Annotated in this window: 25 protein-coding genes; 10 read left to right on the top strand and 15 right to left on the bottom strand. The window is 41.9% G+C overall.

All coding sequences use genetic code 11. The features are described 5' to 3' along the window. Positions 1-27: 27 nt before the first annotated feature. The 3 genes from AC4MCC_RS07035 to AC4MCC_RS07025 all read right to left on the bottom strand — a co-directional run bounded on the left by AC4MCC_RS07035 (position 28) and on the right by AC4MCC_RS07025 (position 3,484). Positions 28-1,077 (bottom strand): 3-deoxy-7-phosphoheptulonate synthase, encoded by a 1,050-nt coding sequence (locus tag AC4MCC_RS07035; RefSeq protein ID WP_491885806.1) that lies wholly within the window; start codon positions 1,075-1,077, stop codon positions 28-30. 538 nt (positions 1,078-1,615) lie between these two features. After that, positions 1,616-2,140 carry a hypothetical protein gene (locus AC4MCC_RS07030; RefSeq protein ID WP_159122907.1) on the bottom strand — a complete coding sequence of 175 codons (525 nt, stop codon included), beginning with the start codon at positions 2,138-2,140 and terminating at the stop codon, positions 1,616-1,618. 231 nt (positions 2,141-2,371) lie between these two features. Next, complete coding sequence (locus tag AC4MCC_RS07025) at positions 2,372-3,484, bottom strand: S-(hydroxymethyl)glutathione dehydrogenase/class III alcohol dehydrogenase (RefSeq protein ID WP_166138145.1); 1,113 nt, start codon at positions 3,482-3,484, stop codon at positions 2,372-2,374. A gap of 120 nt (positions 3,485-3,604) precedes the next feature. Here AC4MCC_RS07025 and AC4MCC_RS07020 point away from each other — a divergent pair, with 120 nt between their 5' ends. The 3 genes from AC4MCC_RS07020 to AC4MCC_RS07010 all read left to right on the top strand — a co-directional run bounded on the left by AC4MCC_RS07020 (position 3,605) and on the right by AC4MCC_RS07010 (position 6,523). Beyond that, positions 3,605-5,158: a phospholipase D family protein gene (locus tag AC4MCC_RS07020; protein ID WP_491885805.1), complete on the top strand. Its 1,554-nt coding sequence runs from the start codon at positions 3,605-3,607 to the stop codon at positions 5,156-5,158. Between the two features lie 263 nt (positions 5,159-5,421). Next, positions 5,422-5,859, top strand: a complete 438-nt coding sequence (locus AC4MCC_RS07015; protein WP_214002254.1) for a hypothetical protein — start codon at positions 5,422-5,424, stop codon at positions 5,857-5,859. 172 nt (positions 5,860-6,031) lie between these two features. Continuing rightward, on the top strand, positions 6,032-6,523 hold the full coding sequence (locus AC4MCC_RS07010; RefSeq protein ID WP_491885804.1) for a pyridoxamine 5'-phosphate oxidase family protein: 492 nt from the start codon (positions 6,032-6,034) through the stop codon (positions 6,521-6,523). Between the two features lie 60 nt (positions 6,524-6,583). On the opposite strand, the gene AC4MCC_RS07005 is transcribed toward AC4MCC_RS07010, so the two are convergent. From AC4MCC_RS07005 to AC4MCC_RS06975, 7 genes are all read right to left on the bottom strand, one after another. Beyond that, on the bottom strand, positions 6,584-7,168 hold the full coding sequence (locus AC4MCC_RS07005; protein ID WP_313484042.1) for a uracil-DNA glycosylase family protein: 585 nt from the start codon (positions 7,166-7,168) through the stop codon (positions 6,584-6,586). 32 nt (positions 7,169-7,200) lie between these two features. Continuing rightward, positions 7,201-7,911 (bottom strand): SGNH/GDSL hydrolase family protein, encoded by a 711-nt coding sequence (locus AC4MCC_RS07000; RefSeq protein WP_491885803.1) that lies wholly within the window; start codon positions 7,909-7,911, stop codon positions 7,201-7,203. 216 nt (positions 7,912-8,127) lie between these two features. Then, positions 8,128-9,186, bottom strand: a complete 1,059-nt coding sequence (locus AC4MCC_RS06995; protein WP_491885802.1) for a fatty acid desaturase — start codon at positions 9,184-9,186, stop codon at positions 8,128-8,130. A 361-nt stretch (positions 9,187-9,547) separates the two neighbouring features. Continuing rightward, positions 9,548-10,291: an SDR family oxidoreductase gene (locus AC4MCC_RS06990; protein WP_491885801.1), complete on the bottom strand. Its 744-nt coding sequence runs from the start codon at positions 10,289-10,291 to the stop codon at positions 9,548-9,550. A gap of 52 nt (positions 10,292-10,343) precedes the next feature. Then, complete coding sequence (locus AC4MCC_RS06985) at positions 10,344-11,042, bottom strand: histidine phosphatase family protein (protein ID WP_034702771.1); 699 nt, start codon at positions 11,040-11,042, stop codon at positions 10,344-10,346. Continuing rightward, complete coding sequence (locus tag AC4MCC_RS06980) at positions 11,039-12,160, bottom strand: phosphotransferase family protein (RefSeq protein ID WP_491885800.1); 1,122 nt, start codon at positions 12,158-12,160, stop codon at positions 11,039-11,041. The genes AC4MCC_RS06985 and AC4MCC_RS06980 overlap by 4 nt, the downstream gene beginning before the upstream one ends. 54 nt (positions 12,161-12,214) lie before the next feature. Further along, positions 12,215-13,456 carry an acyl-CoA dehydrogenase family protein gene (locus AC4MCC_RS06975; protein WP_180002058.1) on the bottom strand — a complete coding sequence of 414 codons (1,242 nt, stop codon included), beginning with the start codon at positions 13,454-13,456 and terminating at the stop codon, positions 12,215-12,217. Positions 13,457-13,550: 94 nt separating this feature from the next. Here AC4MCC_RS06975 and AC4MCC_RS06970 point away from each other — a divergent pair, with 94 nt between their 5' ends. Together AC4MCC_RS06970 and AC4MCC_RS06965 are read left to right on the top strand one after the other, a co-directional pair. Continuing rightward, positions 13,551-14,468 (top strand): LysR family transcriptional regulator, encoded by a 918-nt coding sequence (locus tag AC4MCC_RS06970; protein ID WP_491880090.1) that lies wholly within the window; start codon positions 13,551-13,553, stop codon positions 14,466-14,468. 161 nt (positions 14,469-14,629) lie between these two features. After that, entirely contained in the window at positions 14,630-15,247 is a 618-nt protein-coding gene (locus AC4MCC_RS06965) for a thermonuclease family protein (RefSeq protein WP_419364463.1), read from the top strand. A gap of 79 nt (positions 15,248-15,326) precedes the next feature. On the opposite strand, the gene AC4MCC_RS06960 is transcribed toward AC4MCC_RS06965, so the two are convergent. The 3 genes from AC4MCC_RS06960 to AC4MCC_RS06950 are packed head-to-tail and all read right to left on the bottom strand — an operon-like array spanning position 15,327 to position 17,890. Further along, entirely contained in the window at positions 15,327-15,434 is a 108-nt protein-coding gene (locus AC4MCC_RS06960; protein ID WP_104426067.1) for a DUF2474 domain-containing protein, read from the bottom strand. 9 nt (positions 15,435-15,443) lie between these two features. After that, a complete protein-coding gene (gene cydB / locus AC4MCC_RS06955; RefSeq protein ID WP_034702762.1) occupies positions 15,444-16,448 on the bottom strand; it encodes a cytochrome d ubiquinol oxidase subunit II in 1,005 nt (334 codons plus the stop codon). Beyond that, entirely contained in the window at positions 16,445-17,890 is a 1,446-nt protein-coding gene (locus AC4MCC_RS06950) for a cytochrome ubiquinol oxidase subunit I (RefSeq protein WP_159122896.1), read from the bottom strand. The genes cydB and AC4MCC_RS06950 overlap by 4 nt, the downstream gene beginning before the upstream one ends. Before the next feature lie 260 nt (positions 17,891-18,150). Between AC4MCC_RS06950 and AC4MCC_RS06945 the strand changes: the two genes are divergently transcribed. The 4 genes from AC4MCC_RS06945 to AC4MCC_RS06930 all read left to right on the top strand — a co-directional run bounded on the left by AC4MCC_RS06945 (position 18,151) and on the right by AC4MCC_RS06930 (position 20,474). After that, positions 18,151-18,594 (top strand): MarR family winged helix-turn-helix transcriptional regulator, encoded by a 444-nt coding sequence (locus AC4MCC_RS06945; protein ID WP_491880091.1) that lies wholly within the window; start codon positions 18,151-18,153, stop codon positions 18,592-18,594. Then, positions 18,591-19,790: an MFS transporter gene (locus tag AC4MCC_RS06940; protein ID WP_004785529.1), complete on the top strand. Its 1,200-nt coding sequence runs from the start codon at positions 18,591-18,593 to the stop codon at positions 19,788-19,790. Before AC4MCC_RS06945 ends, AC4MCC_RS06940 begins: the two co-directional genes overlap by 4 nt. Before the next feature lie 151 nt (positions 19,791-19,941). After that, positions 19,942-20,148, top strand: a complete 207-nt coding sequence (locus AC4MCC_RS06935) for a helix-turn-helix transcriptional regulator (RefSeq protein ID WP_491885799.1) — start codon at positions 19,942-19,944, stop codon at positions 20,146-20,148. Further along, complete coding sequence (locus tag AC4MCC_RS06930) at positions 20,145-20,474, top strand: hypothetical protein (RefSeq protein ID WP_302700562.1); 330 nt, start codon at positions 20,145-20,147, stop codon at positions 20,472-20,474. The genes AC4MCC_RS06935 and AC4MCC_RS06930 overlap by 4 nt, the downstream gene beginning before the upstream one ends. Positions 20,475-20,519: 45 nt before the next feature. Here AC4MCC_RS06930 and AC4MCC_RS06925 read toward each other — a convergent pair whose 3' ends face one another. Next, positions 20,520-21,500: a GlxA family transcriptional regulator gene (locus tag AC4MCC_RS06925; protein WP_491885798.1), complete on the bottom strand. Its 981-nt coding sequence runs from the start codon at positions 21,498-21,500 to the stop codon at positions 20,520-20,522. Between the two features lie 78 nt (positions 21,501-21,578). Between AC4MCC_RS06925 and AC4MCC_RS06920 the strand changes: the two genes are divergently transcribed. Further along, positions 21,579-23,402, top strand: a complete 1,824-nt coding sequence (locus tag AC4MCC_RS06920; protein WP_491885848.1) for an acyl-CoA dehydrogenase — start codon at positions 21,579-21,581, stop codon at positions 23,400-23,402. Positions 23,403-23,458: 56 nt separating this feature from the next. Here the strand turns inward: AC4MCC_RS06920 and AC4MCC_RS06915 are convergent, their stop codons facing one another. Next, a complete protein-coding gene (locus tag AC4MCC_RS06915; protein WP_491885797.1) occupies positions 23,459-24,673 on the bottom strand; it encodes an alkane 1-monooxygenase in 1,215 nt (404 codons plus the stop codon). Positions 24,674-24,813: the final 140 nt, after the last annotated feature.

The raw sequence follows: 24,813 nt of genomic DNA, 5'->3' as shown, positions 1-24,813 counted from the left end.
GAATTGAGGAAAGACAAGGCCGTCAGTTTAAGCGCTACGCTTTAAACTTTCGCATCGCAGTGAATCAGCCATATTTAACAATAATTGCTCGGTTTTTGTCCAGCCCAGACATCCATCAGTCACTGACTGGCCGTAAACCATATCTTCAGAGATTTTCTGATTGCCATCCACAAGATGACTTTCGAGCATTACACCACGTACATTGCTGTGCAAACGTTCAGCGACGATCTGCTCCAGCACTTTAGGTTGTAGCATTGGGTTTTTTGAACTATTGCCATGACTGCAATCAATAACCAGTGCCGGAAAATCGGTTGAGTGTTTTGCTTTAATTTTTTCAATTTCAGACAACTGGTAGTTCGGACCACTATTTGAACCGCGCAGGATCAAATGTGCTTTTGGATTCCCTTTTGAGCTCAGGATACATGGCAAACCCGATTGGCTCATACCCATGAACTGATGTGGGTTGGAAGCTGATTGAATGGCATCAAGAGCAATCTGAATCGAACCATCTGTCCCATTTTTGAAACCGATGCTGTACGGCATATGACTGGAAATTTCACGGTGAATTTGTGATTCACTGGTACGCGCGCCAATCGCACCCCAAGCCAATAGATCATCGAAATACGCCGTTGCCATTGGACTTAAGATCTCCGAGGCAATCGGCAGGCCCATGCCAATCAGTTTTAGGTACAGTGTACGAGATTTTTCCAGACCCAATTGCATATTGGATGAGCCATTGAGTTCTGGGTCATACAGGAAGCCTTTCCAGCCGACAGTAGTCCGTGGTTTTTCAATATAAGCCCGCATAACCAGGAAAATTTGATCTGAGACCTGTTCCTGAAGCTGTTTTAATTTTTCTGCATATTCCAGTGCGGAAGCTTCATCATGAATGGAACATGGTCCAGTAATCACCATTAAACGGTGATCTTTACCCTCTAAAATATTTTGAATAATTTGACGCTGCTCAGCGACTTGTGCAACCAATTGCGGAGACAGTGGCAATTGCTGCTTAAGCTGCTGTGGCAAAGCTAAAATGGTTTCTGTTTGATGTTGTTGTGATGTATGTGCAATATTCATGACTTTAAATCCTGGGACTGGCAATCAGTCCAAACTTTTATTTGAGCGTTATGGGTCTAATCGAAGATGTCGAAAGCGTCATTAGCTGGCTAAAGTAAGACCAATAAAAGTTGCTAAAGTATGAATAGTTAAAGTTTGTCATGGCTGTCTCCAAAGAATTGTTAAATCACATGCATAAAAAAACCTGATCAGGGTTGCCGATCAGGTATTAACTGGTGGGCAACCTTTTCATTGCCCAAACGCGTTCAGGCAATTATCTAAACTGCCAGAAATAAAAATAAGCGTTTGAAATGATAGGTTGCTTTAACATGTTTATGTCTTTCATAAAAATGTGAATCTGAAATTAAAATACGCGCTCTATCCAGTTTTGACAAGTAGTAAATATAAAAAAATATTTATCAGTATTTATACTTTTACTTATCGCCCTAGAATTCTAACCTTTCAGATATTAATAATGGACAAAGTCGTGACGGTCAGCAGACTTTGCCCATTTCCTTAAAACCAAGAGCATATTAGATCTTGGTTTTGGCATTTGCAATTAACGGGTTACGCGATTCCATGCATCACGTACTGCAAATTTTGCCTGTTCCCAGTTCAGACGTGACTGGCCTTTTGCCTGTTCCCATTTTACTTTCAGATCGCTTTCTACATCTTCAAAACGGGTATTGGCATCATATGCTCCACGGTTTTCATAACCGACACGATAGGCCGCATCATAGTCACGATCGTAATCTAAATCGCTATACGTGGTACGGGCATCTGAATAATAAGGGGTTTCAACGGCATTATCTCGCCAGAAAGCTGCTTCTTCAGTCGGGTTCACAGCTTCGCCTACGCCTTTACCTGCGAGACCACCGACCACTGCCCCAACAACACCGCCTACTGCTGCACCGACCGGACCGCCTGCTGCACCGACCGCTGCACCTGCAGCTGCGCCACCGGCAGCACCTACGCCTGTGCCAATAGGATGTGCACCTGGCTCGCCGCTAATTGGATCGGCATTTAAATCATCACGGACATCTTTAGGAGAATTTTTAATACGATCAAATCTATCATTCGACATAGAGCTTATCCTTATTCTTTAAAATGATTCTTAAACATGGTTTTAATCGCGTCTATCGATACGCTTCTATTCACTATAAGCATCTGGCATGTAATGACCTTAGAAGCCTTGTGTTTTTTAGGTTAAGCTCTGTGGTGCTTTGATAGGCAAATGTATCTGATATATCTTAATTATTAAAATAAAAAGGTCGGTTAACACCGGCCTTTTTAAAGTCTAAATCGCTAAATCATTTTAATCAAAATGAATCACGCTACGGATTGACTTGCCTTCATGCATCAGATCAAAGGCTTCATTGATCTGTTCTAATGGCATCGTATGTGTCACAAATGGTTCTAGTTGAATTTCGCCTTTCATGGCCTGTTCAACCATGCCCGGTAATTGAGAACGGCCTTTAACACCACCAAATGCTGTACCCATCCATTTACGGCCTGTGACTAGCTGGAATGGACGAGTCGAGATTTCTTTACCTGCACCTGCTACGCCAATAATCACAGACTGACCCCAGCCGCGGTGTGCACATTCCAGTGCTGAACGCATTACGTCGACATTACCAATACATTCAAAAGAGTGGTCTACGCCCCAACCGGTCATTTCCACAATCACTTGCTGAATTGGCTTGTCATAGTCTTTCGGATTCACAAAATCAGTAGCACCAAACTGTTTAGCTAGTTCGAATTTATCCGGATTGGTATCCACGGCAATAATACGGCCGGCTTTAGCCTGACGAGCACCTTGTACAACTGCAAGACCAATACCGCCTAAGCCAAATACAGCGACGCTATCGCCTTCCTGTACTTTAGCAGTGTTATGTACTGCACCAATACCTGTAGTCACGCCACAGCCCAATAAACACACTTGCTCATGGTTAGCTTCAGGGTTAATTTTCGCTAGAGAAACTTCTGCAACGACTGTATATTCAGAGAACGTTGAACAGCCCATATAATGATAAATCGGCTGGCCATTATAAGAAAAACGGGTAGTTCCATCTGGCATTACACCTTTACCCTGAGTCGCACGAACCGCTACACACAGGTTGGTCTTACCCGATTTACAGAACAGACATTCACCACATTCTGCTGTGTAAAGTGGGATCACATGATCACCCGGTTTCAGACTCGTCACACCTTCACCTACCTCAACGACCACACCCGCGCCTTCATGGCCTAAAATGGCTGGAAATACGCCTTCCGGATCATCACCAGACAAGGTAAATGCATCGGTATGACATACGCCAGTATGGCTAATTTTTACCAGTACTTCACCTGCTTTTGGTGGAGCAACATCTACTTCCACAATTTCTAATGGCTGACCTGGGCCAAATGCAACCGCTGCACGTGATTTCATGTAAAACGATCCTTTTATTACTGATTTACAGATGGTTAACAGTAACCTCTTTCTATTCGGAGATTCAACCATTAACATCACTAGTTGAGGAATAAAACCCCTATAACTAATGGAACATCAATGACTAAGCCCTCGTCAATTACATGTTTAAGTATTTTTGTTTTTAGCCTGACTATTTCTGGCTGTGAATTAGCTCCCAATACAGCAAAAGAAGAAGCTATTACTCAAGTACAATCGGCCCACTGGATTAAAGAGGAACAACTGCCACAGATTCAGGAAGGTAAAACGGCTTATCTGCCTTTATATGACGGTTTTATGAGTATGGCGGCACGGTTATATCTGATCAATCAGGCCAAATACCATCTCGACCTACAATATTACATCTGGAAAGATGACTATATTGGCAATATGATCCTCTCCCAATTATTAAAAGCCGCAGACCGTGGCGTGAAGGTTCGAGTTCAAATTGATGACCAGAACGGAACTAAACTGGATGATAAGCTGCTGGCCTTAGCCCAGCATCCTAATTTCGAAGTCCGACTATTTAATCCTTATAAATTCCGTCAATTGCGTGCCCTAGATTACGGATTCCGTATGAAATATGTTAATCCGCGCATGCATAACAAACTGATTATTGCGGATGGTACGGCAGCGGTCACGGGTGGTCGGAATATCAGTAGTGAATATTTTGATGCCAGTGAGGATTTTCAGTTTAGCGATGTCGATATTTTCTTTGCCGGGAAACCAGCCCACGATGCGAATCAGACCTTTATCAAATTCTGGAACGATGATCTAAGCTATGATATCCGACAAGTTCTGAATGATTCAGGCAATCCACAACTTTTAAAACGGTTGAGAACCGAATTTAAAGAAGATGAAGTCGATAAGAATGAGCTGAAACGCCGAGTCGGTATTGCGGAACAGCAGATTGATGAACAGCTGAGAAAGCGCCCGATCAAATGGGGAAATGCCTATTTTGTTGCCGATGCCCCTTCCAAGGTCCGTCGTAGCGCCCAGAATGGCGATTATATTTATACCCATATGCTGGAACTTATGGGTGAACCCAAAGATCATCTGGAACTGGTTTCTTCTTATTTCATTCCTACTCAGGAAGGTGCGGATTATTTAAGTAAACGTGCCCAACAGGGTGTCAAAATCAGAATTTTAACCAATTCTTTCCAAGCGAATGATGTAGCTTTAGTACATGCCTATTATCAGCAATACCGTAAACAGCTCCTCAAAAATGGAATCGAACTATGGGAATTCAAACCTTATATTGAACGGCCAAAACGGACCTGGTATGAAATTATGACCGGTAATATTATTCCGGCTAAAAATAAGAACAGTTCCAGTCTACATGCCAAATTCTTTGATCTGGATGGTATGGTATTTATTGGTTCCTTTAACTTTGATCCACGCTCTGCCTATTTAAACACTGAAGTCGGTCTGGTGATTGAATCAGATCAGCTCCAAGACGAAATTACCAAATCCTTAAACCAATATTTACCCAGAATGGCTTATCAGCTTAAGTTAAATAAAGAGGGTGAGATCATTTGGCTGGAACACCAAAAAGATAGTTCAGTCATTCAGCATAATCATGATCCTGAAACAACACAATTCCAGCGTTATATGATGAATCTGGCGACAAAATTCCCAGGAGAATGGTTAATGTAATGACAGATAAATTGCAATCAAATTACATTTAATGTGATTTTTCCTTAATTGATAGTTGGCTCTGGATATTTTAGATCTTTATTGGTGATAAGCTGAACAATATAAAATTGACTAAATCTATAAAGCAGGTTGTTCTACTTATATTTTTCAGCTTATTTCTTATACATTAATCAGATCAATGCTGACAAAGGTTTTACCTATTCCGTTGATTGCTCTAAAATTACACTTTTCCAGTATTTTGCGAATTTTCGCTTTCCACTCCCATGCAATTTTTTGATTTAAGCCGTCAGTTTAAACTCAGTGATATTCTTACCCCTGTTAAGACCTTGCAGGATCTGTCCCAACAAGAATGGTTTCTAGCCAAAGTACGGGTTGAACATGACTGCCTGTCTGATTCGGACTTGGTCGAAGGTCAGGTCGTACTTAAATCTAATCAGAATATCCAAGTCGAACTGGAATGGCTGATTCAGGATACCGGTTATGAATTACAGGTGCTATTCAAAGGTGTTGAAACCGAAGCTTCTGAAGAAACACTGGTGATGGTTAAAGGCGCGCAACTGGTCGATGAACAACAGCAACTGATTTCTGCACAAGCTTTAAGTTTATGGATTGACGGGACATTACTCCCGATGTTGCCGAATATCCGCAAAGAAATTAAAGCGCGCTTAAACCTGTGGGATTATGTGGAATATGATGGTTAATTCATTTTGCCATTTTTAAATTTTAAAAGAGCCATATCGGCTCTTTTTTGTTTACAGAGAATTTACCTAATATATTTAATTGGTTAAATTGCCCTTGCCTGAATATTTTTATGGCAATGCCTATTTTAGACATACAGATTAAGCTTGATTAAAATAATAAAGAGAAAACATCATGATTTCCCCTTCTGAATGGCAAAATATCCGTCAAGTTGTTGCAGATGCGCAGCGTGCAGCAATGCATTGTTCGATCGCAACCGTCAATCCCCAAGGCTTTCCTAGTATTACTCCGATCGGAACTGTCTTTCTGGATCAGCAGTCTAGTACAGGTTTCTTTTTTGATACCTACTCCACTACCTTCTCTGAAAATTTACAGCATCAACCGCTTGCCTGCATTCAGGCTGTGAATAGCAGCAAACTGTTCTGGTTAAGTTCCATGTTCAAGGGAAAATTTAAGCATTATCCCGGTGTACGTTTATATGCAGAGATTGGCTCTTTACGTCCTGCAACAGCGGAAGAGATTGAGAAAGTTGAATCTCGTATCTCTACATTAAAATGGAGTAAAGGTAGCAAACTGATCTGGTCCAGCTTTCATCATGTTCGGGATATTAAAGTTAAGGATTATCGCTGGGTCGAATATCCTAATATGCCGATAGAAAATATCTAAACAATTTCTAAAAGTAAGTTTATTTCATAAATATACTTAAAATTTATATTTATTCATAACTCAAATTAGACCGACATGCTCGAACATCATCCGGTAACTGTCTGCTTTCTTATCCAGAGCCAAAGGATAAGCCCGGGATGAAGACGGCATCCGGTATAGATATAGGTCACGGCCAAGAAAATGTGCCTGGGTAGGCTCGCCTATACTGGGTTTCAACGTACCTTCAGGCATCGATAGCATCAGGGTATCTGTAGCCTTGTCGCCTGTGGTCATAATATGGTTGCAGTCTGGCATTTTCCCCAATAGATCCTGCAAATTGGTTGGCACTACAATTTCCAGAAATTTATCGGAAGCATTTCCCTTCAGGCGTCGGATCTGATAAGCACTGTCAAAAATCGCGATTCCCGTTTCCGTTAAAAACTCTCGGATTAGATGTTCCTGAAATTTTTTATTGGGTAAGTCCAAAAAGTAATCTTTATTTTTAAAGAAAATTAATCCAAATATCCGCCACATATCATTTTGGTAATTCGGATAATAAAAGTTCATTTTCCAGCGCGTTGCGGGTGGCGGAAAACTGCCCAACATCAGTAATTTGGCATTGGGCGGTAAAAATGGCGGTAATGGATGGGTTTCAATATCCGACATAAACTGTTCCAGATTCAGGTATTTCAGTTATTTTAGAATGCCTGACGGATCTTGCTAGCAACTTCTTGTCCCCAAAGTGTATAAACTTCCTTACTTGGATGAAAACCGTCTTTGGCCATTTGTAAATTCATGGCACGATATTTTTCAATATCGTATTCAATCCACTGCATGTTGATCTGCTTATTCACAAATTTTTCCAGCTGCTGGTTCATGTGTTTGGCATATTGACCAAATAACCAGGCCAAAGGATTCGGTAAAGCCGGGAACATATTCATTGGAGGAACACCGGCTGCAATGACCAGTTTTGGATTAAACTTTTGCTGGATTTTGCCATAAAACTGTTCCTGCTTCTTGATCCAGACATCGGCAGGCATGAGTTTGGTCACATCATTCACGCCAACTGAAGTCACGACCACATCATAGGATTTAGCTTCAATCTGGTCTAAAGTACGAATGACCGTTGAGGTGGTATCGCCCGTTTTTGCCTGTAACTTCCATTCAATTTCAAAGTCATTTCTTAACTCATGCAGAATTGCGCCGAGTAAGGCATCATCCTGATGATCTACGCCGACGCCTGCTGCTGCTGAATCACCTACAATCAGTAATGAAAGTTTTTTACCTATTCCTGTTTGACCTTCACGTGCACCTTCTGGTTCTGGAAGTTTTATCGTATTTTTTTTGACACGATTACCCTGAATTATGAGCGCGGGAATTAAGGCGATAGTGGCAGCTTTGAGCAACATAATGGACTAATTTATATAAAGATATGATTAATTTTACTGCAATTTATGGATTACGAGTAATACCTCAGCAGTCATTTTTAATGAATATTCACGTAACTTAGAATTTTGTCCGTACGCGACTTTTTAATCTTTATGTCTAAAATTTTTACTTAACGAGTAGATTAAAAAATTAAAAAAACCCGCCATTTAGCGGGATTTTTTAATGTAACTGATCTATCAAACTTTATGATCATTCCAGCGGTTCATGCGCTTGAACGTCCCAATATCATTAAAGCGTACACCCACTTCTTTCATGACTTTATGCGCTGTTTTAGAGGTCAACTGACGTATATAAAAGGGTTCTTTGACCACAAAATGATGGATCGCATGAGTTGAACCGAAATTACAGCAAAATAACTGGAATGGCACCATCCACCATGGATTCAATACCTGAGTTTGCTTGATGACATCGCGTGGATCAATATCACCATAATAATGCATATTGGAGCTAACGAATTGCAGGCTAAAAGAACGGATAAAATTCGGAATGATCCAAATTACTGCCAAGAAATTCACGAGCGGCATAGCTTTGATGATACTTTCCGACCAAAGCATTTCATAACCAAAGATTGGTGCAACGGCATTGCCTACATGAAAAACTACAAATAAATAGCACAAGCCATAATAAATCATACTTAATGGTAAGAAGCCTAATAGCTGAGAAATCATAGCAACTTTACGTTCTTTTTCAGGCTGTTTTTCCATAAAAAGATGAATCATCTTAAACATCTGAAATGGGCGTAAATAGACCGACATGAGCTGGTCACTAATCACTAGTATGCGGCGAATCCCCCATGGCATACCATTACTGATGCCACGTTCTTCCAGATCATATTCAGTACCTGAATATTTATGGTGATGCAAATGCATGCGTCGGCGTGCCCATGGACTAATCGTATTTGGACGAGCCAGCCACACTAAAGCCAACATCAAATGATGTGCCCAAGGCGTTTTTTTGAAATACATATAATGAATCAGGTCATGTTCCAATTCATGTGTCAGTGAAGCAAAAATTGCAATCAATGGAATGGTGAACCACGCAGAAAGATAACCGTATCCATATGCCAATGCGCATGCGATCATCCCCGTCCAGGCAAAACCTAAAATACTCGCACCAATGAAATTCTGATGTTTGAGTATAGGATAACGGGTACGTATTTCTTCCCCGGCCTGTGTAACGATATTTCTGACCTTAGAGATTCGCTGTTGGTCAGTCATATCCGAAGATGTAGACATATGGACAACCTTTAATTTCTGAACAGTTGTACATTAAAGGAATTTATAAAAAAGAGAAGTTATCTTTCCACTTTCGCAGCGAGTATGTCCAAGTTTTGGGCAGTTTTAGTAATTTTTTTAAGATCAAGAATAAAGCAGAAAAATAAGGAGATATTTTCTATAAAATTTATCGTCTAAAAATTCTTTTCTTAAAAATTTAATCATCATCAAAGTGTTAATGACTTTTAGAGATTTAACTAATTATCTTAGTAATTTATAACGTTTTTAAATCCGATACCAGAATTATCCTACCTACTTTTATCCAAAATTTTGAATACTAAAAAGTAAAAAAGCCCCGAATGGAGCTTTTTAAATTGAGGTTTTAACCTAATTTATTGACTAATTTTAGCGGCAATATTTTCATGGCTAAACCAAGTGGCAACCAAGGCCATTTCGGCACATAAGCTTTGACTGGCGCTTTTTCAATTTCTTCTGCCAATAAACGTGAACCCGTTTTCTCATCCACTTCAAATGGTAATTTTTTCGCGCCTTCATTAATTTCAGTACGAATATAGCCTGGGAAAATGGTCGTAACTTTGATCGGTGTATCAATCAGTTCAGCACGAATGCCTTCAGCCAGATGTGCAACTCCAGCCTTACTTGCGCCGTAAGCGGTCAAGTGTTTTGGCATACCACGCATTGCACTCATCGATGAAATCATCACCAGATGACCGGAGTTTTGTGCACGGAAAATTTCTACTGCAGCTTCACATTGTGCCAATGCAGAAATAAAGTTAGTTTCAACAGTAGCTTTATTGATCGCAAAGTTTCCTTTACCAATCCGGCGGCCTTCACCTACACCGGCATTGACAATAATCCGGTCAATGGTGCCAAAGTTTTCTTTAAAGGCACGGAAAACTTCAAAAACCTGATCATAATTGGTCACATCCAGTGTTTTGGCAATGACTTTAATATCATGTTGGCTTTCAAGTTCCTGCTTCAAAGTTTCCAGACGTTCCAGACGACGTGCACAAATCGCCAGGTTATAACCTTTTTTTGCAAATTCACGTGCCATACCGGCACCAATCCCTGAACTTGCACCAGTAATTAAAATCGTTTTAGCCATATTTTTACCCTATCCCTTTATTTTTTCTAAGGTGTTTTATCTTCAATAATTTTTAAATCCAGGTTAGCAGGTCTGGACGCTGTGCTTTAATAAAATGATGTTCGTTCAAGCTGAGTAGCTGGGGTTCATTTCCGACCAGACGCAATGTAGTAATACTGGTATTGGTGATTGCCCAGTTTAAAGCGAAAGTTTTCTCTGGACTCAGACCTAGAATTTTACCTACCGCGACAGAAATGACACCGCCCGAGGTATACACGATTGCATAGCGCGGTTTAGTTTGCGCAAGCTGGTCGCATAAATTTTGCAAACCGGTTTCTACACGGCTTTTAAAATTGGGCCAGGATTCATCATATTCATGGTGATAATCATCACAGGTCCAGCGAGCAATCGCTCCACTAAAGATTTTGCTCAGATAATCCCGTGGATTGGCATGTTCTGAGACATCCTGCTTAAGCAGTTCTGGCTGATTAAAACGCGGTTCATAGCGGGCAAAGACCTGCTGATGATTAAACTCATTCCAGGCACTATCGGTCAAAATCTCGCTTTCAGGAAAACATTCATCTAGAGATAACTGCGCCGTTTGTTGATGACGTTGCATAGAACCAGCCACTACATACGGTGCTTCTTTCAGAATTTCATCAAAATAACGACCGAGCAGTTTTGCCTGTAATTCTCCATTTGGCGAAAGCTGATCATAACTGGCTGCCCCGAAAGATGCCTGCCCATGCCGGATCAAGTAAATGGTGGTCATTTTGGCATTAACTCTTTAAATTTCAGGATATATTTTTGTGCAATGTCATTGGCTTCCAGCTTTTGTAGACCAATCAATTTTAAGGCACGAATATGCAAGGCATGAATCACTACCCAAAAATCCTTAAAGGCCAGATTATTGGTTTGTTTATGGTAATAACGGTAATAGATCTGCTGGGCAATTACCGAGAGACGGAAAATCCCAAACACTTCATAAAATGTCCAGTTTTCCGGTTGCAGACCGGTTTTATCCAGATAGTAATCCACCACTTCTTTACGGGTAAACATACCTTTTAAATTGGTCGGCTGGCGACGTGTTGCTTTAAAAATGGCATTGTCCGTATCTTCTACCCAATAAGCCAAAGCAGAACCCAAGTCCATCAGCGGATCACCCAAGGTGGCCATTTCCCAGTCCAGCACCCCAATAACTTCAGTTGGATTTTGTGGATCAAGGATGACATTATCAAAACGCCAGTCATTGTGAATGACACAGGTTTTAGAATCAAATGGAATATTATCTTTCAGCCAGTTACGTACATATTTAAAAGATGGAACATTTAATGTTTTGGCTTTTTCATAACGCGCATCCCAACCTTCGACCTGACGACGGCAATAACCTTCACCCTTGCCCAGTTTTTCCAGTTCTGTACCGGTGTAAGGAACTTGGTGTAGTTCGATCAGCTTATCAATCACATTAATACATAGAGTCTGGATGTCTGATTTAGTCAGCTGCAGTTCAGGCGGTAATTTGGCGCGTGGAATAATACCTTCAATGCGTTTCATCACATAGAAGTCACAGCCAATGACTGATTCATCCTGACAGAGCGCCACCATTTCAGGTACGACTGGATAATGTTCAGCCAAGGCTTTTTGTACATGATATTCACGTGCCATGTCATGCGCAGATTTGGCTTTGGTGCCTTGAGGCGGGCGACGTAAAATTAAATCGGCATTGGCATATTGCAAACGATAAGTCCAGTTTGAAGCTCCACCGGAATATTGAGTAAGCTCTAAAGGACCTTCTACATTTACTCCTTGTTGATTTAACCAATCTGTGATGGCCTGTACATCCAGTTCCTCACCTTCACGAACTGATCCACCTACATCAATGACCGCCATAATTTTTCCTTAAAATCTTCTAATACGTTTCAGTGTTCTGTATATAAAGCCAGCTTATTTTTTACGACGTGTGCTATAACCACGTTTTGCCAGTTCCAGCTTGGCAATCATACCTTTATGCACTTCATCCGGACCATCAGCCAGACGTAAGGCACGGGCTTGGGCAAAGAATCCGGTCAGCGGTGTATCACGAGAAACACCCGCACCACCGTGGATCTGAATCGCCATATCCACAACTTTTTCCAGTACACTTGGCGCAACGACTTTAATTGCAGAAATTTCAGTCAGTGCTGCCATATTCCCTAAAGTATCCATTTTATAGGCAGCATACAAGGTTAATAATCGAGCCTGATCAATGGCAACGCGAGCTTCAGCCACACGTTCCAGGTTACCACCCAGTTTTAAAATCTCTTTACCAAATGCGGTACGGCTCATACCCCGGTCAATCATAAGTTCTAATGATTTTTCAGCAGCACCGATGCAACGCATACAATGGTGAATACGGCCTGGCCCTAAACGACCTTGGGCAATTTCAAAGCCTTGACCTGCACCGCCAATAAAATTCGAAACTGGAACACGAACATTATCAAAGCTGACTTCGCCGTGGCCATGTGGCGCATCATAGTCACCAAAGACTGGAAGCATCCGTTCGATTTTTACGCCTGCAGTATCGACTGGAACTAAAACCATGGAATGCTGATGATGACGGTCTTTGGTCTCATCCGGTGTATGTGCCATAAAGATAATGATTTTGGCATTTGGATCACCAAGGCCTGAAGACCACCATTTACGGCCATTCAAGACAATCTCATCACCTTCAACCACCGCCGTCGCCTGCATATTAGTAGCATCACTTGAAGCCACTGCAGGTTCAGTCATACAGAACACTGAACGGATTTTCCCTTCCAGAAGTGGCATCAACCATTGCTGTTTTTGTTCTTCAGAACCATAGCGCCACAATACTTCCATATTGCCACTATCTGGCGCATTGCAGTTAAAGACCGTAGGTGCAATCAGGCTTCGTCCAGAAAGTTCAGCGATATGTGCATATTCCTGAACGGATAATCCCTGTCCTAATTCTGGACAAGGCAAAAACATATTCCAGAGACCTGCTGCTTTGGCTTTATCTTTCAATGTTTCAAGTTCTGCCGGCCATTGCCATTTGGTCCAGTCGCCACCTTGATTCAGCTCATGCACCTGATGCCAGAAATCAGCCTCGACAGGTTCAATTTCATCAGTAATAAACTTTTTTGTTCTATTTAAATAATCCTGTGCACGTGCTGACAGCTCAAACATTGCTTTATCCCTCTGAATATTGTAATTCATACGCTTTACAACACCTTAACCCAAAACTTATTATGAATAAAATGATTTAATTCCATATAGTAGTATGCATAGTATTCATTCAAAAACCGTGATGGATCTACGAAATTTTCATCGTATTGATATTAATCTTTATCCACTTTTTATTGCCATTTACGAACAAAACAGTATTTCTAAAGCTGCGCAAATTCTATCGATAAGCCAGTCAGCGGCCAGTCATGCTTTACAACGTTTAAGACAGCATTTACAGGATGATTTATTTGTGCGAACGGGTAGCAAGATGCAGCCCACACCGTTTGCGGATCAAATCTATCCTGAAATTAAAAATGCACTTTTTGCGATTCAGAATATTTCGATGCAGCATCAGCAATTCAGACCAGAATTGATTCATAGCTTAAAAATTGCTGTACATGATGAAATTGAACCCATGATCTTTCCTAAACTGGTTCAACATTTTCAACAAATAAATCTGGACCTTCAACTGAGTAGCATGAAACTCGACCGTAAAAATATTGCTGCAGATCTTGCCTCTCAACAGGTCGATTTTGTCATTGATCTGGAGCAAAGTATTAGTGAAAAAATCCAATTTGAACGACTGGTACAAGATGAATTCGTGGTCTGTACACAACAAACAGAAATGAATGAACAGGTTTATCTAGCCTCACCTCATATTGGGGTTTCCTCACGCCGTACAGGAGTTCTAGTTGAAGATATATATTTAAGTCGAAAACATTATTCCCGACAGATTTTTTTACGTTGCCAGCACTATTCGACAGCCCTGCAAATTCTGGAACAGCAAAAGACTGCCATGCTGACGATTCCTAAAAATGTATTGATGCATCTACAGTTAGCAAACTGTCTGAATATTTTTGACGTTCCTGTACAACTGCCGAAAATTAATATGGGGATGTATTGGCATAAAGATTTGCAAGAAAATAAAAGACATCAATTTTTGAGAAATGAAATTTATAAAATTTTTGCTTAGGCTATTTATGAGATGATTTAAAATTGCTTAGGCTATTTTCACTATCAGGTTTTAGGATTAAGGTTGGCTTGGTTTTATACTGCTTAGGCTATTTTATCGGTACAAAACAAAACACCGATTGATGGCTTTTTAAGCCCTATGCGGAGTGGCTTTGATCTAAAATGGCTCAACTTTTAGCTGTGTTTATGCGGCTGTTTTTGCTGATTTGGATCTTGCCCTTGTTACATCTCTCCACTACCTGGCAAATTGTGCTGGGCTTCGTACTTCTGTGTTTTTCCTATTATCTGCTGCATAAAATTACCGTGTATTTAAAGGACCTATTTCGCCCCTTTAAGAAAGGTAAGAAATACTGGTGCAGGGTAAGTGCTGTCAGTGATGGTGACACCCTCACCTGCTACCGTTTTAATATCCGTCGCTCTGAGACCAAACTGCGTTTTGCCTATGTCGATGCGCCTGAATCTTCACAGGCCTATGGTAAGGAATCGCTACGCCTGGTTCAAAGCATGGTCAAAAATAAAATGATTCGGGTACAAATTACGGATATTGACCGTTATGGTCGCTGTGTCGGTGTGGTCTATCGTTATCGCAAGAATATCAATGAAGAGATTGTGAAACGTGGTGCGGCATGGGTCTATGAGGAATATATCCGGGATAAAAACCATTTACTCTATATGATGGAACTACAGAATAAAGCCAAAAAGCAGAAAAAAGGGTTATGGAAAAATAGCCGCCCTGTCCGTCCAAGTGTGTATCGTAAACAGATCAAAGCCTCATCTTGATTTTAAAGATCTAAAATTCAGCCTATAAAAAAGGGATTTGTACTAACAAATCCCTTTTCTGTTCAGTTTATATTATGACCTAATAGGCCAAATGCACCAGAAAGCGGAATGCTCCTGCAATAAGTGCCAGGGTCAAAAAACCTGCAAGCCATAAGCCTACAAACCATACTATCTGTTTGCGTGTCATGCCTGCTCCTTAATGATAACCATCATCACCAACACGCACCTTGTGTCGGAATACCCAATAGGACATACAGGTATAAATCACGATAATCGGAATCAGGATTAAGGCTCCAATCAAAGCAAATAACTGACTATTTTCATGTGCCGCTGCCTGCCAGATCGTGACTGATGGTGGAATAATATAAGGCCACAGACTAATCAGAAAACCGGTATATGCCAGGAATACCAGTACCAGCATATAGGAAAATGGACCTAGTTCACTGCGTCTTTTACAAGCGCGTAAGGCTAGCCAAGTAAACAATATGACCAAGATCGGTACGGGCATAAAGTAGGTGAATTGTGGCTGACTGAACCAGCGCTCCGCAATTTGCGGATGGGTCAACGGCGTATAAACGCTAACAGCGCCTAGAATAATCAATAAAGCTATAATCAGCTTCGGCATCAGTTTAAACATGCGATCCTGTAAATCATCACCGGTTTTATAAATGAGCCAGCCACATCCTAATGCTGCATATAGCACCACAACACTGACTCCGGTAAAGATACTGAATGGGCTAAGCCAGTCCAGACCACCGCCTACATAGACACCATTTCGTGTTTCGATCCCCTGAATATATGCACCTAGAATCATTCCTTGCAAGAAACTGGTAACGATTGATCCCCCTATAAAGGCCTTATCCCACCAGTGTTTGCTTTTATTCGCCTTAAAACGGAACTCAAAAGCGACACCACGAAAAATAAGGGCGATCACCATCAGGATGATGGGCATATATAGCGCTGAGAGTACCGTCGAATAAGCCAATGGAAAGGCAGCAAATAATCCGGCACCCCCTAGAACCATCCATGTTTCATTACCATCCCAGACTGGAGCGACCGTATTCATCATGACATCGCGTTCATCCTGATGCGGGAAGAATGGAAATAGGATGCCAATGCCCAGATCGAAACCATCCAGAATGGTATAAACCAATACACCCAGTCCAATAATCGCAATCCAAATTAATGATAAATCAATCATTTTTTATCCTCCTGATCCGGATGTTCAGGAACTTCTTCAATACGTTCGCGAATACTGCTCAATGGTCGACGAGAAGCTTGAACCACATCGCTATCCGATTCATGGTGTGGTCTGGAATGAATAAATTCTGGACCTCTATGCATAAGTCGCAACATATAGAAAATTCCTACGCCAAAAACGACGCAGTACACCACTACAAAGATAATCAGAGTTAGACCGACCTGTTCGGCAGACACTGGTGATAATGCATCTTTGGTCCGCATAATGCCGTAGACCACCCAAGGCTGACGGCCGACTTCTGTGGTAAACCATCCTGCCAGCATGGCAAGAAATCCGGATGGCCCCATGATGAGTGCAAAACGATGCAGTCCACGTGACTCATAAAAACGTCCTCGGGTACGTGACCATAGCCCCCATAGTGCAAGCAAGAGCATCAACATACCCAGCCCGACCATGATCCGGAAACTCCAGAACACGACCAGTGAATTGGGTCGATCTTCAGGCGCAAAATCTTTAAGCCCTGTGACTTTTCCATCCATAGAATGCGTCAGAATCAGGCTACCCAATTTAGGAATACCAATTGCATATTTAGTTTCTTCAGCTTGCATGTCTGGAATTCCAAACAGGTATAAAGGCATTCCTTCATCATGATTGGTTTCCCAATGGCCTTCCATTGCGGCCAGTTTGGCGGGCTGATGTTCAAGCGTATTCAAACCATGCATATCCCCCACAAAAATCTGTAAAGGTGCAAGTGCCAGAATCAGCCACATAGCCATAGAAAATGAAGTTTTGACTAAAGGATCGCGACGGCCCTTGATCAGATGCCATGCCGCTGTTGAGGCTACAAGTAAGGCCGAAACCAGAAAGGCAGCCATCGCCATATGGGCCAGACGGTAAGGAAAAGACGGGTTAAATACGATCGCTACCCAGTCCTGCGGGACGATCAGGCCATTTTCAATCGCAAAACCTTGTGGGGTCTGCATCCAGCTATTGGAAGATAAAATCCAGAACATGGAAATACAGGTGCCGATTGCGACCATTAAAGTGGAGAAAAAGTGCGCTCGTGGGCCAACCCGATCCCAACCAAAGAGCATGATGCCCAGGAATCCGGCTTCTAAAAAGAAAGCAGTTAAAACTTCATAAGCCAGCAAGGGCCCCGTCACACTTCCCGCGACCCGGGAAAACTCACTCCAGTTGGTTCCGAACTGATAGCTCATCACCACACCGGATACGACGCCCATACCAAATGCGACGGCAAAAATTTTGACCCAAAACTTGAACAGATCCTGAAAAATCGGATTTTTAGTCTTTAACCAACGCCATTCCAGAATAGCCAGAAAACTTGCTAACCCGATTGAAATTGCAGGAAAGATAATATGGAAAGATACAGTAAAGGCGAACTGTATGCGTGCTAACTCTAATGCAGTTAAACCCAGAGTCATAAACTTCACCTATGCAGTGTTATTTGGCATATCTGCCCTTCAGTTATTAAGTGATGGATTTTTCTAGTGCTTAGGTAGCTTAGGCTGATTCATTCTTAAAAGTATGTAGTCTTTTGTTGATTGTTTTTTAATCAGGTTAAGGACTTGTAACAACTTAGTCAAAAGGACGTTAACCATGCAAAAATTTTCAAAATTCCCCTCTTGTTTAATTGAATAAAAAGGCGTAAATTAGGCACAATTTAGTTAGCCAGGTTAACTATATGTTTCAACCCTCGTCCAGATTTCGTTCACTGTTGCTGCGTTGCGCACGACTCATGAGTGATGAAATCAATACTATTTTATTATCCTCCCAACTTAATTATTCCTTATGGCAAGTGCTCTATACCATTCAATCCCAACAGCAATGCACGCTGGTTGATATTTCAAGCTATTTAAATGTTTCAAAACCAAGCATAACCAAACGTATCCAGCATTTAAGTGAACTCGACTTAATCTGCCAGATCGAAACCGAAGATAAACGTCAAAAATTATTTAAACTCAGCGAGCAAGGGGTTAAAACCTTTAACCTGTGTTCTAAACAGATTGATGCTTTTGAAGATCAGTTACTGCAACAAATTGACGCAGATGATCTGCAAAGCAGTAAAAACACTTTGGTACAGCTGATTCAGCAACTACACCCTTCATCTCAGGAAACACCACAATGAGCCAAGATCAAGCCCGCTTATGGACCCCTAATTTCGTCCTGGTCAGTCTGGTTAATTTCCAGCTCGTTCTGGTGTTTTACCTGCTGGTGATTGTGATTGTCGGTTTCTCGGTCGCTGAACTGGGAGCATCGACTGCACAAGCCGGTCTGGTATCTGGTCTGTTTATTGTCGGAACGCTAATTGGACGCTTATTTATTGGGAAATTGCTGAATCGTCTAGGACTAAAAAATACCTTGGTGATTGGCCTGACTGGCTTTTTGCTATTTTCCGGACTTTATATGATTCCGGCCAAGCTGGAAGTGTTATTAGGTATTCGCCTGATACACGGCTTTATGATGGGTATGGCCTCTACCGTACTTGGTACAGTAATTGCGCAAACCATTCCGGCAACACGACGTGGTGAAGGTATCGGTTATTTCAGTATGAGCAGTACACTTGGTACAGCGATTGGTCCTTTTGTCGGGATCTGGCTGATGACGAATTTTAATTATCAGGTGATTTTTATCTTCACCACGATCGTTGCGCTCAGCTGCCTGATTTGCGGTCTGTTTATCCAACCACCGCGTCTTAAAGCGAGTGGTACATCGACTTCCTCTGTTCCACAATCTGCCAGTAAACTCGCTCAATATGTAGAGCCGAATGCCTTGCCGATTGCAGTCATTGTCCTGCTGGTGGCTACCTGTTATTCAGGCGTATTGTCCTTTATTCACTTCTATGCCAAGGATATCAATCTGGTCGAAGCAGCCTCTTTCTTCTTCCTGATGTATGCCTTCGCCATTTTGCTATCGCGTCCTTTTACTGGCCCATTAATGGATCGTAAAGGTGAAAACATCATTATCTACCCTGCAATCGTGATTATGGCAGTAGGTATTCTGATGCTGAGTCAGGCACAAAACTCTGTGATGTTACTGGCAAGTGCCGCGTTATTAGGTTTTGGTTTCGGTAATATTCAGTCAGTGTGTCAAACTATTGCCGTGAAAAGTACCACCTTGCAACGGATGGGTCTCGCCACTTCAACCTTCTTTATTGCACTAGATGCCGGTCTTGGTTTCGGACCTTATTTCCTCGGTATGCTGCTGGATCAGGTGGGTTATCGTCAGCTTTATCTGTTCTCTGCATTGCTCACCTTTAGCTGTCTGATCTGGTACTACCTGCTGCATGGCCGCAAGGTTAAATCGACCTCAGTCAAAGCTTAAACCAGCTGATTCAAAAATTTTTAAACGGGCATCAAGCCCGTTTTTTTATATCTCAACTCCTTTAAATGACGCTTATTTTTATTATTATGAAATATATAATTTACATAATGTTAAATATATATTACATTTTAAATGATGTTGGAGTAAAGACATGTTAAAGAATGACATCATCGTGTTCCGTGCTAAAAAACGTTGGACACAACAACAGCTTGCTGATGCAGTGGCAGTCAGCCGCCAAACGATTGCTGCATTAGAAAAAGAGAGGTACAACCCTTCCTTGATACTGGCATTCAAGTTAGCAAATGCGCTTGAAACCACGATTGAGGAACTGTTTAGTTATACTGAGGAAGAAACATGACACTATATTGGTTATTGATGGCTAGTATTTTAAGTATTGTGGTTGCTGTGATTTGCTGTGAAATATATAAAATACGCTTTGAGTGCTCACAGGAAGCCAAAGACGAAAGAGGAACAATGATTTTATTAAAGCAGAAATCATTATCCTATAACATTTTATTTTTGGGGATTAGTTCAGCCTTTTTGATCATTATCGGATTTGAAGGCTTCGGACTAAAATGGTTAGAACGTGAAGTTTTCATTTACTGGATTATGTTTACAGGCTTCTTGCAAAGCATCGCCTCAACTATTTATACGCATTATTTACGTAAAGACGTCTTTAGCTAATATGTATGTCAAGAGAGATTTTCGAATCTCTCTGTTTATCAAAATCTAGAAACGTCGACTAAAACGACGGCGATACTCTAATGGTGTTAACCCTGTTTTTTTATAAAATAAACGCCGAAATGAACTTGGATCCTGATAACCGATATTTTGCATAATTACATCAATAGCCTGATCAGTTTCCTCAAGTCGTTTGCGTGCTGCTTCAATGCGAATGGCTTGCAGATACTGGTTCGGTGCAATATTTAGCACCTGTTTAAAATGCCGGATTAAAGTACGAGTCGTGACATTAAAACGTTCTGCCAGCGCATTCAAAGTAAACTCTTCATGAAAATGCTGCTCTAACCAGTCCTGAACTTTTTGCACCAGTTCATCATGATGCGGTTGTCCAATCTTCATTAATGAATAGGAGAGTTGGCTATCGCGTCGATAATCAATCACAAAGGATTTAGCAGATTGCATGGCAACTTCAAAACCATAGAAACGTTCAATCAGATGCAAGCCTAAGTCAAACCAAGCCAAGCCTCCACCTGCACAGTAAATATTCTGATCCCGGCTAATCATCAGATCGGCATTGAGTTTGACCTGAGGATAACGTGCACGAAACATGTCCTGAAAACCCCAATGTGTGGTCGCCACACGATCATCTAAAATGCCGGCCTCTGCCAGAAAGAAATTCCCGGTGCAGTTTCCAGCGATTAAGGTGGATTGTGCATGAGCAGAAGTTAAAAACTGAACCAAGCTTGGATTTTCATCCAGTGCCTCTTGAATAGGCGCGGCAATGGTCGGCACTACCAGAATATCGGCAGTTTGAATCTCTTGATATGCACAATGAGCCTGCAATTTCAGACCGTTAATACAACGAATTGGTTGTCCATCTAGACTGGCGATCCTCACTTTAAACAGGCGTTGTACATCCTGCTGCTGAATCCGGTTCCAGCTGACGCCCGCCATAGCAAATAAATCGACGACACCCGTAATTGCTGAAGCTAAAGCACCATCAAAGCCTAAAATCACTACCTGTTGCATATTTTTCTATTTGTCGTTTTTCACCCGTTTCATGTCATTATTGACAATCCTCCTTGATAAATGCAACTGCTAGTCTTGATGCTATCTCAAGGATTGCATATTCAGGACCGTACCGTGACTCAGCTGATTAATGATAAAAACCTCAATTTTCTGCTTTATGATGTCTTCAAACTTGAAGCTTTAACTGAACTGGAACGCTATCAGGACCATGACAAAAATACCTTTGATAGTATTCTGGAAACGGCAAAAGGCATCGCGACCGATTATTTTGCACCGCATAATGCCAAGGCTGATCATCACGAACCGAGCTTTGATGGCAAACAGGTGAAGACCATTGATGAAGTGAAAATAGCATGGCAACAATTTGCTGATGCTGGTCTACTCTGCGCCCAACATGATTACGCAGACGGCGGCATGCAATTGCCGACTTTGGTCAATATGGCCTGCAATGCCTACTTCATGTCGGCGAATCCTTCGACTGTTGCCTACTCTTTTCTGACAGCCGCTGCAGCAAATCTGATTCAGGCCTTTGCCTCTCCAGAACAAAAACAAATGTTCTTGCCGCATATGCTTAGTGGCCGCTTTGCCGGGACTATGGCGATGACCGAGCCGAATGTGGGTTCCTCTTTGGGAGATCTGACCACTAAAGCGGTTCCACAGGCAGATGGAAGCTACAAAATTAAAGGCCAGAAAATGTTTATTTCTGGTGGTGATCAGGACATTACTGAAAATATTGTGCATCTGGTTCTGGCTCGTATCCAAGATGCACCACAAGGCGTAAAAGGTATTTCTCTATTTATCGTGCCGAAACTCAAAACCAATACAGATGGCACTGTGGGTGAATCCAATGATGTACAGTTAGCTGGTCTCCTACATAAAATGGGCTATCGCGGCACCACTTCAACAGTGCTAAGCTTTGGAGAAAACGACAATTGCTTAGGCTATTTAATTGGTGAAGCGGGACATGGCCTAAAATACATGTTCAAGATGATGAATGAAGCACGTGTCGGTGTTGGCCTCGGTGCAGCCATGATTGGTTATCGTGGTTATCTGGAGTCTCTGGACTATGCCAAGAACCGTCCTCAAGGTCGTCTGGTTCACGAAAAGACACCTGATGCCAAGCCCGTGAATATCATTGAGCATACGGATGTCAAGCGTATGCTACTGGCACAAAAGTCTTATGTTGAAGGTGCTTTGGCGCTGTGCTTATTTGCAGCTCGCTTAATTGATGAACATCAGGCTGCACAAGATGAAGATAGTGCCATTTTGCTGGATCTCATTACACCCGTGGTCAAGTCCTTCCCTTCTGCCTATGGTCCTAAAGCCAATGATCTGGCGATTCAGGTCTTGGGCGGTGCCGGCTATACGCGTGAATATCCGGTGGAACAATGCTATCGAGATAATCGTCTTAATCCGATTCATGAAGGCACTTATGGGATTCAGTCTCTGGATCTATTAGGCCGTAAACTCTGGCAGCACCATGGCAAAGGCCTGGCTCTGCTCATGCAACGCATCCAGAAAACCTTGTCTGAGATTCAGGATGGCAAGTTAACAGAACTGGCAGATGTCTATAAACAGCATCTTGTTACTGTGCAAAAGACCACTCAGGTTTTAGGTCAGGCTCTGCATCAAGGCAAAGTTAGTGAAACTTTGGCCAATTCGGGGCTATATCTGGATATGATGGGCAAAACTATTATTGCGTGGCTGTGGTTGGAAATGGCTAATCAGGCTCAACTTAAATTTGGCACATCTTCTCAACAGGAAGATCAAGCCTTTCTGACGGGTAAAATTCAGGCAGCTCAATATTTTATTCATTGGGAACTGCCTGAAATTGAACATCAGGCTAAGTTACTGATGAACTTCGATGACACCTGTCTAAATATGCAAAGTGACTGGTTCTAAATAAAAATCAATAAAAAATGCGCCTCGAATGGCGCATTTTTTATTTGTTTACATCATCAAGCCGCAGTGTCTTTTAGACCAAATTTCTTAAGCAGCTTGGCACGTTTCGAAGGCAGAATATTCGCTTTAGTCAGATCGCCTTGATAATGTTGATACACACGTTGATCCATCATCTTGTACCACAATGGTGGAATCAGTGCCGGTATCAGCATGGTGGCATAACCACTTGGTAATTCTGGTGCTTCATCAAAATGTCGCAATGCCTGAAATGGTCGGCTTGGATAGGCATGATGATCCGAATGGCGTTGTAACTGGTACAGGAACAGGTTGGTCACGATGTTGTTATTGTTCCAGCTATGCTCGGGCAAGGTTCGCTCATAGGTTCCATCCGCTTTTTGCCCGCGTTTCAATCCATAGTGTTCGATATAATTCACGATTTCAAACAGGCTGATGCCATAAAAGGCTTGGGTCAGCGTATAAGGAATAATTTTCTTGCCATACGTTTTCAACATCAAGGCATGATAGCCCGCACTCATCGCCCAGCCATGAAATAGCTCATTTTCCTGACTAAAGAATTTTAAGCCTTTACGTTCCAAACGTCTTTTTTCTATCTCAATTGCTGATTTCAAGCTACCAAATACGGTACGTGGCCAGAAACGGTAGAAAGATTCACCCATTTTCGAAGATGCCGGGTCTTCTGGCGTCGCCACCCGTTTATGATGTCCATAAGGATGCTCAATCCGGAAATGGTTATAAGCCAGTGGCATCAGACTGGCATGTGACCAGTAGTGATCTTTTTTCTGAGGGCGATGGCTCAGCTCATGTGCAGTATTCACGCCGATTCCATTAATCGCCCCCATAGATACGCCAAGTAGCACCTGATCGACCAGAGAAACATTAGGACGGGATACGACATAACCAGCAAAAGCATTGGCAGCCATTTGCAATGGAATAAACATCTTCACGATCCGGTCATAATAAGGATCTTTGACCAATGCCTGAATCTGCTCATCATTTGGGTTATTGGCATCATCACCAATTAAAGCATCTAATGTTGGGATAATCACATGCAATAATAAAGGCCCACCCATCGCAAAGACTTTTTTAGTGGCTTTGGGACCAAAATGATAGCCAGCCAGAATTCCCATACCGATCATAGGCAAACCGGGACTGAGCAGCCAGCCAAAACGTTTTTTATCCAGTTGGACACCTTTCAGCGCTGACGCATCCTGCGTGAACTGAGCTTTGCTAATTTGTGCAGGGGCATTCATTGCGACCCTCCTTTTTTATGTTACTCTGCACATATAGTTGAATATTTCTGCATTAGCGAACAGTATTGAACGTCCAGAAAAACTATGTCAGCGTCTTTGGCGCATTAGGCCAAATCTTGGCCTTAAATCACAAGACTGGG

The organism is Acinetobacter sp. CAU_H_56 (genome assembly GCF_058599425.1).
Note: the sequence above shows the minus strand (reverse complement) of the source record. Positions and strands in the feature narration are given on the sequence as shown.

Bases quoted from the DNA above. Each gene is read 5' to 3' on its own strand.
- AC4MCC_RS07035 (WP_491885806.1), bottom strand. From the start codon at position 1,077: ATGAATATTGCACATACATCACAACAACATCAAACAGAAACCATTTTA.
- AC4MCC_RS07030 (WP_159122907.1), bottom strand. From the start codon at position 2,140: ATGTCGAATGATAGATTTGATCGTATTAAAAATTCTCCTAAAGATGTC.
- AC4MCC_RS07025 (WP_166138145.1), bottom strand. From the start codon at position 3,484: ATGAAATCACGTGCAGCGGTTGCATTTGGCCCAGGTCAGCCATTAGAA.
- AC4MCC_RS07020 (WP_491885805.1), top strand. From the start codon at position 3,605: ATGACTAAGCCCTCGTCAATTACATGTTTAAGTATTTTTGTTTTTAGC.
- AC4MCC_RS07015 (WP_214002254.1), top strand. From the start codon at position 5,422: ATGCAATTTTTTGATTTAAGCCGTCAGTTTAAACTCAGTGATATTCTT.
- AC4MCC_RS07010 (WP_491885804.1), top strand. From the start codon at position 6,032: ATGATTTCCCCTTCTGAATGGCAAAATATCCGTCAAGTTGTTGCAGAT.
- AC4MCC_RS07005 (WP_313484042.1), bottom strand. From the start codon at position 7,168: ATGTCGGATATTGAAACCCATCCATTACCGCCATTTTTACCGCCCAAT.
- AC4MCC_RS07000 (WP_491885803.1), bottom strand. From the start codon at position 7,911: ATGTTGCTCAAAGCTGCCACTATCGCCTTAATTCCCGCGCTCATAATT.
- AC4MCC_RS06995 (WP_491885802.1), bottom strand. From the start codon at position 9,186: ATGTCTACATCTTCGGATATGACTGACCAACAGCGAATCTCTAAGGTC.
- AC4MCC_RS06990 (WP_491885801.1), bottom strand. From the start codon at position 10,291: ATGGCTAAAACGATTTTAATTACTGGTGCAAGTTCAGGGATTGGTGCC.
- AC4MCC_RS06985 (WP_034702771.1), bottom strand. From the start codon at position 11,042: ATGACCACCATTTACTTGATCCGGCATGGGCAGGCATCTTTCGGGGCA.
- AC4MCC_RS06980 (WP_491885800.1), bottom strand. From the start codon at position 12,160: ATGGCGGTCATTGATGTAGGTGGATCAGTTCGTGAAGGTGAGGAACTG.
- AC4MCC_RS06975 (WP_180002058.1), bottom strand. From the start codon at position 13,456: ATGTTTGAGCTGTCAGCACGTGCACAGGATTATTTAAATAGAACAAAA.
- AC4MCC_RS06970 (WP_491880090.1), top strand. From the start codon at position 13,551: ATGCATAGTATTCATTCAAAAACCGTGATGGATCTACGAAATTTTCAT.
- AC4MCC_RS06965 (WP_419364463.1), top strand. From the start codon at position 14,630: ATGGCTCAACTTTTAGCTGTGTTTATGCGGCTGTTTTTGCTGATTTGG.
- AC4MCC_RS06960 (WP_104426067.1), bottom strand. From the start codon at position 15,434: ATGACACGCAAACAGATAGTATGGTTTGTAGGCTTATGGCTTGCAGGT.
- cydB (WP_034702762.1), bottom strand. From the start codon at position 16,448: ATGATTGATTTATCATTAATTTGGATTGCGATTATTGGACTGGGTGTA.
- AC4MCC_RS06950 (WP_159122896.1), bottom strand. From the start codon at position 17,890: ATGACTCTGGGTTTAACTGCATTAGAGTTAGCACGCATACAGTTCGCC.
- AC4MCC_RS06945 (WP_491880091.1), top strand. From the start codon at position 18,151: ATGTTTCAACCCTCGTCCAGATTTCGTTCACTGTTGCTGCGTTGCGCA.
- AC4MCC_RS06940 (WP_004785529.1), top strand. From the start codon at position 18,591: ATGAGCCAAGATCAAGCCCGCTTATGGACCCCTAATTTCGTCCTGGTC.
- AC4MCC_RS06935 (WP_491885799.1), top strand. From the start codon at position 19,942: ATGTTAAAGAATGACATCATCGTGTTCCGTGCTAAAAAACGTTGGACA.
- AC4MCC_RS06930 (WP_302700562.1), top strand. From the start codon at position 20,145: ATGACACTATATTGGTTATTGATGGCTAGTATTTTAAGTATTGTGGTT.
- AC4MCC_RS06925 (WP_491885798.1), bottom strand. From the start codon at position 21,500: ATGCAACAGGTAGTGATTTTAGGCTTTGATGGTGCTTTAGCTTCAGCA.
- AC4MCC_RS06920 (WP_491885848.1), top strand. From the start codon at position 21,579: ATGCTATCTCAAGGATTGCATATTCAGGACCGTACCGTGACTCAGCTG.
- AC4MCC_RS06915 (WP_491885797.1), bottom strand. From the start codon at position 24,673: ATGAATGCCCCTGCACAAATTAGCAAAGCTCAGTTCACGCAGGATGCG.